This window comes from Paenibacillus roseus (genome assembly GCF_016424485.1).
In the GTDB taxonomy this organism is placed as follows: Bacteria; Bacillota; Bacilli; order Paenibacillales; family Paenibacillaceae; genus Paenibacillus_D; species Paenibacillus_D roseus.
Window position 1 is genome coordinate 23,415 of the sequence record NZ_JAELUP010000062.1, and the last position, 7,060, is coordinate 30,474.

Genomic DNA, 7,060 nt, shown 5'->3' on the forward strand with positions numbered 1-7,060 from the left:
GAACTTATATTGTATAGTTTGGAGCTTTTAGGTCAAGCTTTCGGATTAAAGGAGCTTTTCAGCGACACAATGCGGTTGAAGACCAGATGGCCTTCCGCCTCCAAGTGCGGGTCCACATTAAAGTAGCCGTGACGGAAAAACTGGAATTTCTCATTGCCTTTTGCCCCTGCCATATTCGGTTCTACAAAGCCGCTCAACACCTCAAGCGAGTTCGGATTGATGCACTCCAGGAACGGCTTGCCCTCTTCTTCCGCTTCATCTGTGATGAGCGGCTCATACAGACGAAACTCGACAGCCTGCGCCTGAGAAGCCTCAACCCAGTGAATGGTGCCCTTCACCTTGCGCTCTGTAAAGCCGCTTCCGCTCTTGGTCTTGGGATCATACGTGCAGCGCAGTTCGATAACATTGCCCTGGTCATCTTTGATGACCTCCTGGCAGACGATAAAGTACGCATGCTTGAGACGCACTTCATTGCCGGGGAACAAGCGAAAATACTTGCTTGGCGGGTTCTCCATGAAATCGTCCTGTTCAATATAGATTTCACGGGAAAACGGAATTTTGCGGCTGCCCAACTCCTCATTCTCGGAATTGTTTTCCGCTTCCAGCCACTCAACCTCGCCTTCCGGATAGTTCGTGATGACCACTTTCAGCGGCCGCAGTACGGCCATTGTACGGTTTGCTTTCAGCTTCAAATCCTCACGGATAAAATGCTCCAGCATCCGCTCATCAACGATGCTGCTTGCTCGCGAAACGCCAATCTCGCGGCAAAAACTACGCAGTGCTTTCGCTGTATAGCCTTTGCGGCGCAGACCCGAAATTGTCGGCATCCGCGGATCGTCCCAGCCGTCCACTACGTTCTCGTCCACAAGCTGCTTGAGCTTGCGTTTGCTCATGACGGTGTTGGTTACATTCAACCGGGCAAACTCGTACTGCTTTGGCGTCGCGGACATTTCCGCCTCTTCAATTACCCAGTCGTACAACGGACGGTGGTCCTCGAACTCGAGCGTACAGATCGAATGCGAAATGCCTTCAATCGCGTCACCCAGCGGATGAGCGAAATCATACATCGGATAAATGCACCAGGCGTCGCCGGTACGGTGATGATGCGCATGGGAAATCCGGTACAGCACCGGATCGCGCAAATTGATATTCGGTGAAGCCATATCGATCTTGGCGCGCAGCACCTTTTCCCCATCCTTGAACTCGCCGCTGCGCATGCGGCTGAACAGATCGAGATTTTCCTCCACGCTGCGGTCGCGGTACGGGCTTGCGGTCCCCGGCTGGGTCAACGTGCCTCTCGTCTCGCGAATTTGCTCGGCGTTCAGATCGCAGACATACGCGAGTCCCTTCTCAATCAGCTTTCTTGCCCGGTCGTACATTTCCCCGAAGTAGTCCGAAGCAAAGCGCAAATCGTCCCATTCAAATCCGAGCCACTGTACATCCTTCTGGATCGAATCTACGTATTCGGTGTCCTCTTTCAGAGGATTCGTATCGTCAAAACGCAAATTCGTCTTGCCGCCAAACTCATCTGCCAACTCGAAATTTAGACAGATGGACTTGGCGTGTCCAATATGAAGATAACCGTTAGGCTCAGGCGGAAACCGGGTAATTACCTCGTTTACCTTGCCGCTTTTCAGATCGTCGCTGACAATGCTTTTAATAAAATTTGAGGATGATGTCTTGTTCTCCACTGCAATCAACCTTTCCTGCATAGCTTTTGTTGCCCAAAATATAATTCCTATATCTCTTTATCATACACAATTTTGCAGGGAAATATAAGGCTGCGCCATACGTTTATGCAACAAATCAGCCTATTTTTTCGTTTGCATATACAGAGCCGATAGTATGTTAAGCACTTGAATGCCTGGGTCTTTCGGGTCTTAAATAATGAGTGCTTGCGATTGATGTTAGAGCATGCTGGCTGCGTTATAATTTTAAAGAACGAATCATCCTTAACCATAGCGCCGGTTTTAACTAACGAGCCCTCATTTCCTGTCGCTTGGCTACTGCAGTAGCCTGCACTCGTACAAGCTTTCATGAGCAATACGCCGTTTCCTCAGAGAGCAGCGAAGTGGCAGAGGAATTCTGGAGAAACGATAGTGGTCGCCTTTTAAAGCCCGATTCCTCCTGCTAACCTCTATGAAATCAAGGAATCGGGCTTTAATAGCGATCGGAAGAATCCTCTGCCACGCAGTGTCCCCTCTACCTAGAGGCTAACCACTAATTTTGGTTTTGAGCCGAAAAACTTATAAATTTTTATATTTCTAATAAATTCGTACCGGAATTTCGATAATTAGTATAGAGTTGAATGTTTGTTGAAAAGAGCATGAACAAAGGCCCCTGCCAACAAGACTAGCAACGATAGAGCCGCTGAACGTCGCTCTCTTTTTCCGTTGATTGGGCGCCTAATTTAAGAGCAAGGTCAGGTGCATCCATGGATAAGAAAATCAAAAAAGTACGCACGCCGCTTGGGTTGATTGGCATCAAATGGTACATCAGCAAGGACGGAACACGGTGGGTCCGCTTCGGCGATGGAGAACGAAAACGAATCGCGCGCGGAGGATTTTTGCTATTCAAATGGACAACCATTCTAATAATTATCGGCGTAATCGGCTGGAACGGCTACAATTACAGCATGAGCTACGCCTCGGACAAAATGATTCAGCAGTTGTCCAACCAGTTGGTGAATGCCGAGGAATTCCAGCGGATGAAGCAGGACCCCTCTGTTCGGCAACTGCTGACAGAGCATGCTGACGAGCTCGGCAAGGAATATATCGCCAAGCTCGGTTCCCCCAAGCCGAATGATGGAGCATCTTCGGGTAACCAGGGAACGAACCAGGCAGAAGATCAAACAGGCAGTGACAAGCCCGCCAACAAGCCTGCCGTTGACGACAAAAAGGGCAGCAAGCTCATTGTGAGAAACAAAGAGGAAGCGCTCAAGCTGTTGCTCAGCAAGTTTACTATGAAAGAGCTGACCGATCTGGCCAATTCGGCCAAAGGCGGCCTTACAGAAAAGAAGAAAGAGCATATTAAAGATACCGTCATGGCAAGGCTGACAGCCGATGAATTCGAAGCGGTAAAAGTAGTCGTGATGATGGAGCTGCTGAAAAAGGAAGGGTAATCGAAGGAATATATCTGTATGCTAACCTGGCGCTATATATGGAAGCGGAGTGAGGCGTGAATCAGATGCATCCGTCAAAGGACATTTTAGGGTATAATGGAATGAGCCAGTCTGGCAGGATTTGAAAGCCATGCCTCACTATCGGAGGAAATGAGGGAATAGGATGAAAACACAATGGATGGTCATTTCCGCTCTGCTCTTTGCTTTGATTACCGCAATTTTCGCTGTAATTAATGTGGACAAGGTGCAGGTCAACTTTGGCTTCGTCCAGACCGATACGCCGCTCATTCTTGTTATTCTGTTCTCAACGCTGCTTGGCGGACTGACTGTGTTCTTCTTTGCGGTCATTCGTCAGTTCAAGCTGCAACGTCGTATCCGCAGCCTGGAAAAACAATTGGCAAGCCATCATGCCGATACAGCAGAGAAGGTATCCGGAACCCATGACGTCCATGTGGAAGCGGAATATCAGATGGAGACCGAGCTGGGCTTGAGCAGTCGGGAGACCGAGCGCAAATAAATTAAGCTTTTATGTAAAATATGTGTTGTCCATTTACGCACTTACTCTTTGATTTTCAACAAATAGCAAGACGATTAGCGTGCCCTCTTTGCCCGGGCTGATGTTCCCCTCCACCGGAGCTTATTTTGATGGACATGTTCATACTGCGCCAAAGAAGCGCTTGACTCCTTTTTGTGACAGTCAGTGCTTTGATGAACAGTTTCTGCGGAAAATTACTCCCCTAATACTCCGCCAGCGTGAACGAGTAGCGTCTGGCGGACTCAACACAATACCTAATGGGTGTTGCTACTATACTCTCTCGTTTAAACTCCTTTACTCCCTGCTAAAGACTGATATACTTCTGAGCGTCTATCGGAAACGTTCATCATTTCCCAATTTTGTTTCCTCTAAGTCCTTTTTATTCAAACCTCAAATTAATTCTACAGGAATAGCTACTTGATTAAACTTGCATACCTATCCCATAAGCACAATCTCCCATATATATGACCGAGTGACGGACTTGAACTTATTCGATGACATAGCGACTATACCAGTCGGATAAAACAAGAAACAAAGTAATATTACAACTAAAAAACATAAAAATTGGCATTCTATCAACTATAAAGATGCATTATCTTATAAAGAGTTTGATTTATAAATTTGAGAAAAGGATGATAATGTGTGGTTCGGAAATTTTCATTATTGATTTTATTATGCACAATTGTTACTGCTGTAATGTCGTCTGTAATGGGTGCTAGATCAAATGATTTAGAAAACGTCAATTCTGTAAATTTAATTTCAAGAGAAAAAAAACATGATCAGCCCGAAATTTTGAAAGAAGTCATGGAAGAACGCGGACCAAATTATAAAAAATACTTGCTGACTGATGGTAGCTACAAACTCGAGGTTCACGAATCAATTATTCACTATAAAGATGAAAGTGGAAGATACCAAGACATTAATACCAATTTGGTAGATGAATCGAATATGCCCGATTCTCAAATTTCTATTTCCAAGGATGCTGCAGCTATAATAAATAAAAATCAGTTTATGAAATTGAATAAAAAAAACAGCTCTTTCACCTCCTTTCAAGTCCCCTTTTATAGTGAAATTCCCAAGCAGATAGTGAAAGGCTACAGTATCCAAAGTAATGGGGAGAAATTATCTTTTATACCCCTTGGAGCTTCCGAAAATTCGATTGGGGAAATAGATTCCACTTATAAGAGCAAAATTAGATATCAAAATGTTTGGCCTCATACGGATGTTGAATTACAAATTCTTAATGATGGAATTAAAGAAAATATTATTTTAAAAAATAAGAACTCTCCTAAATCATTTAGTTTTGAAGTTACGGGCAATTTGTCAAGCAATAAGTTATATATCCATCCGCCTTGGCTTAAGGATGCATATGGAGTTACTAGAAGCGTCGAGATGACTGAACGGACGGATGGGTCTAAAAAATATATTGATTATGCGTGGAACGAAGAAGGATTAGCATATCCCGTTGTCATTGACCCAATAGTTTCCCCTAACCTAAGCAGTATCGGTTGTGTTAATCAATATTATGCTACCTACGGCTGCACTCCAAATCTTCAAATCGCTTATAAACATCTGCTAGGTACCAATCGTATACACGGCAACACCTTTCGGAGCTTTATCAAATTTTATATCCCTAATATCCCGGATGCGGTCTATACAGACGCAACACTTACTTTAAGTCAATCACTAAGCACATCTTTTCAGGGGAGCCTAGGGCCAACCATTACAGTTAAGCCTTATGCACTCGCTGGAGAATTCCCAACAAATTGGCACGGTGCAAACTGGCCAGGACCGAGATTATATGAGTCAGAAGACATATCCAGTGTAATGGACGTCACCTTGTTTAACTCTGGTCCCTCTCGATCTGTTCAGTTCGATGTATCGGATATCCTAAATTATTATTTAAATAAAGGTAGCTCATCCATGTCTCTTGCCTTAGTTGGCACTGATCTGAGTATCCCTTCTTCTCTTCCTAATACAGAATATTTTCTTGAATTTTCTAGCCCCAAGTTAAATTTAGTGTATAAAGATTTGGCGCCCCCAACACAACCAAGTAATTTGAAAGTAACGGCTTTAACAAGTAATTCCGTCTCTCTATCATGGGGGGCTTCTGTTGATAACTCTAAAACAGTGTATTACCAAATAATTAGAAATGGTTCTGTTATTACAACGTATTACACAAACTCATACACAGTTTCAGGATTAAATGAGAATACAAAATATACATTTTCAATCCGTGCAATGGATTCAAGTAATAATTTGTCTTCTGAATCAAATTCCGTGACAATCACAACCGGGACTCATAAACCTATCGCTAATTTTCTTAATCTATCGGAAAATGGGATTTACTCAAACCCAATTTTAATTAACTGGTCTTACTTCGATCCCACTGGAAAAAAATTAACTGCATATGAAATCAAAGGATCAACTGATAATTGGGCAACGACAGAATTTGATACAGGAGTCTTAGCAGTCACAACTCCGGTTGAATTTAGCACCAATTTACTACCTTCTAAACCCTGGAGCCTTGCAATAAGAGCCTACAATGAATCAGGAGCAGGAGACTGGAGCTATATCAACAATATAAGGACGAACTGGAACGTAGAGTACATCTACGATTCAGCAGGACGGATAGACTATATAATCCTTAGTGGCAAAATCAAATTAGACTATGAATACGATATAAATGGGAACCTTATTCGTACCGTTAAAACTACCTTGTAACTATTTTTCTAATAACATATGATAGCTGTTTATATCAAAAATATATAACTATACGCCTCAAATAGGAGCTGTTTCTATGAGAAAAATCATCGTCTATTTACTACTTATCGCTTTCGTTGTGCAGCTTGCCCCCGCCACGTCCGCAGTAGCGAAAGGGAAATCAAATATTCAAATCGCATCGGTTGGAGAGTGGCCGTTCCCCCTTGTGGAAGAGGCGGGAGATAAAGAAACCTTGACATTGGAGTGGCTTAGCCACAGCTTCCAAGTTCCGGAGCTTGATTTGGTCGAGCAATTAAATAAAGGCTACACACTGGAAGACCTGTATGCTGCCCTCCAGGCCCGGATAGCGCCGGATCAGTCTTTGGCTGACTCGCTGCAGCAAATCAATCCCGAGGTTAAATGGGCGGAATGGGATTATTCAGCGGCCCGGTTCGAAAATCGGGAAGCGATCCCCGGAGACGTGGATCAGAGCGATATTTCCGAGACGGACGAAAATGTTGTAAAAACGACAGGTGAATTAACGATCCCGGATGAAAGTCTCCTGCACCCTGCCGTTACACCAGATACCGAACAGGGACGAATGATGGCAATGTCCTCTTCCTCTTCCACTTCCTATCCAACCAGCTATGACGAGTTTGCGGTGAAACGGTTAAATATTCAAAGGGATAGCGCCCCGTTTT

General features: G+C 44.2%; 5 protein-coding genes. 4 read left to right on the plus strand and 1 reads right to left on the minus strand.

Going from position 1 to position 7,060, the window contains the following annotated elements:
* Positions 1 to 32 precede the first annotated feature (32 nt).
* Entirely contained in the window at positions 33 to 1,712 is a 1,680-nt protein-coding gene (locus tag JFN88_RS12000) for a glutamine--tRNA ligase/YqeY domain fusion protein (protein WP_199019537.1), read from the minus strand.
* Between the two features lie 722 nt (positions 1,713 to 2,434).
* Here JFN88_RS12000 and JFN88_RS12005 point away from each other — a divergent pair.
* The 4 genes from JFN88_RS12005 to JFN88_RS12020 all read left to right on the plus strand — a co-directional run.
* Entirely contained in the window at positions 2,435 to 3,121 is a 687-nt protein-coding gene (locus JFN88_RS12005) for a hypothetical protein (RefSeq protein WP_199019538.1), read from the plus strand.
* Between the two features lie 163 nt (positions 3,122 to 3,284).
* Positions 3,285 to 3,638, plus strand: coding sequence for a LapA family protein (locus JFN88_RS12010; RefSeq protein WP_199019539.1), 354 nt, complete (start codon positions 3,285 to 3,287; stop codon positions 3,636 to 3,638).
* A gap of 660 nt (positions 3,639 to 4,298) precedes the next feature.
* Positions 4,299 to 6,380: a fibronectin type III domain-containing protein gene (locus JFN88_RS24985; protein ID WP_199019540.1), complete on the plus strand. Its 2,082-nt coding sequence runs from the start codon at positions 4,299 to 4,301 to the stop codon at positions 6,378 to 6,380.
* A gap of 76 nt (positions 6,381 to 6,456) precedes the next feature.
* Positions 6,457 to 7,060 (plus strand): hypothetical protein (locus JFN88_RS12020; protein ID WP_199019541.1); only part of this gene is annotated, 604 nt, incomplete at its 3' end.

Bases quoted from the DNA above. Each gene is read 5' to 3' on its own strand.
- JFN88_RS12005 (WP_199019538.1), top strand. From the start codon at position 2,435: ATGGATAAGAAAATCAAAAAAGTACGCACGCCGCTTGGGTTGATTGGC.
- JFN88_RS12000 (WP_199019537.1), bottom strand. From the start codon at position 1,712: ATGCAGGAAAGGTTGATTGCAGTGGAGAACAAGACATCATCCTCAAAT.
- JFN88_RS12010 (WP_199019539.1), top strand. From the start codon at position 3,285: ATGAAAACACAATGGATGGTCATTTCCGCTCTGCTCTTTGCTTTGATT.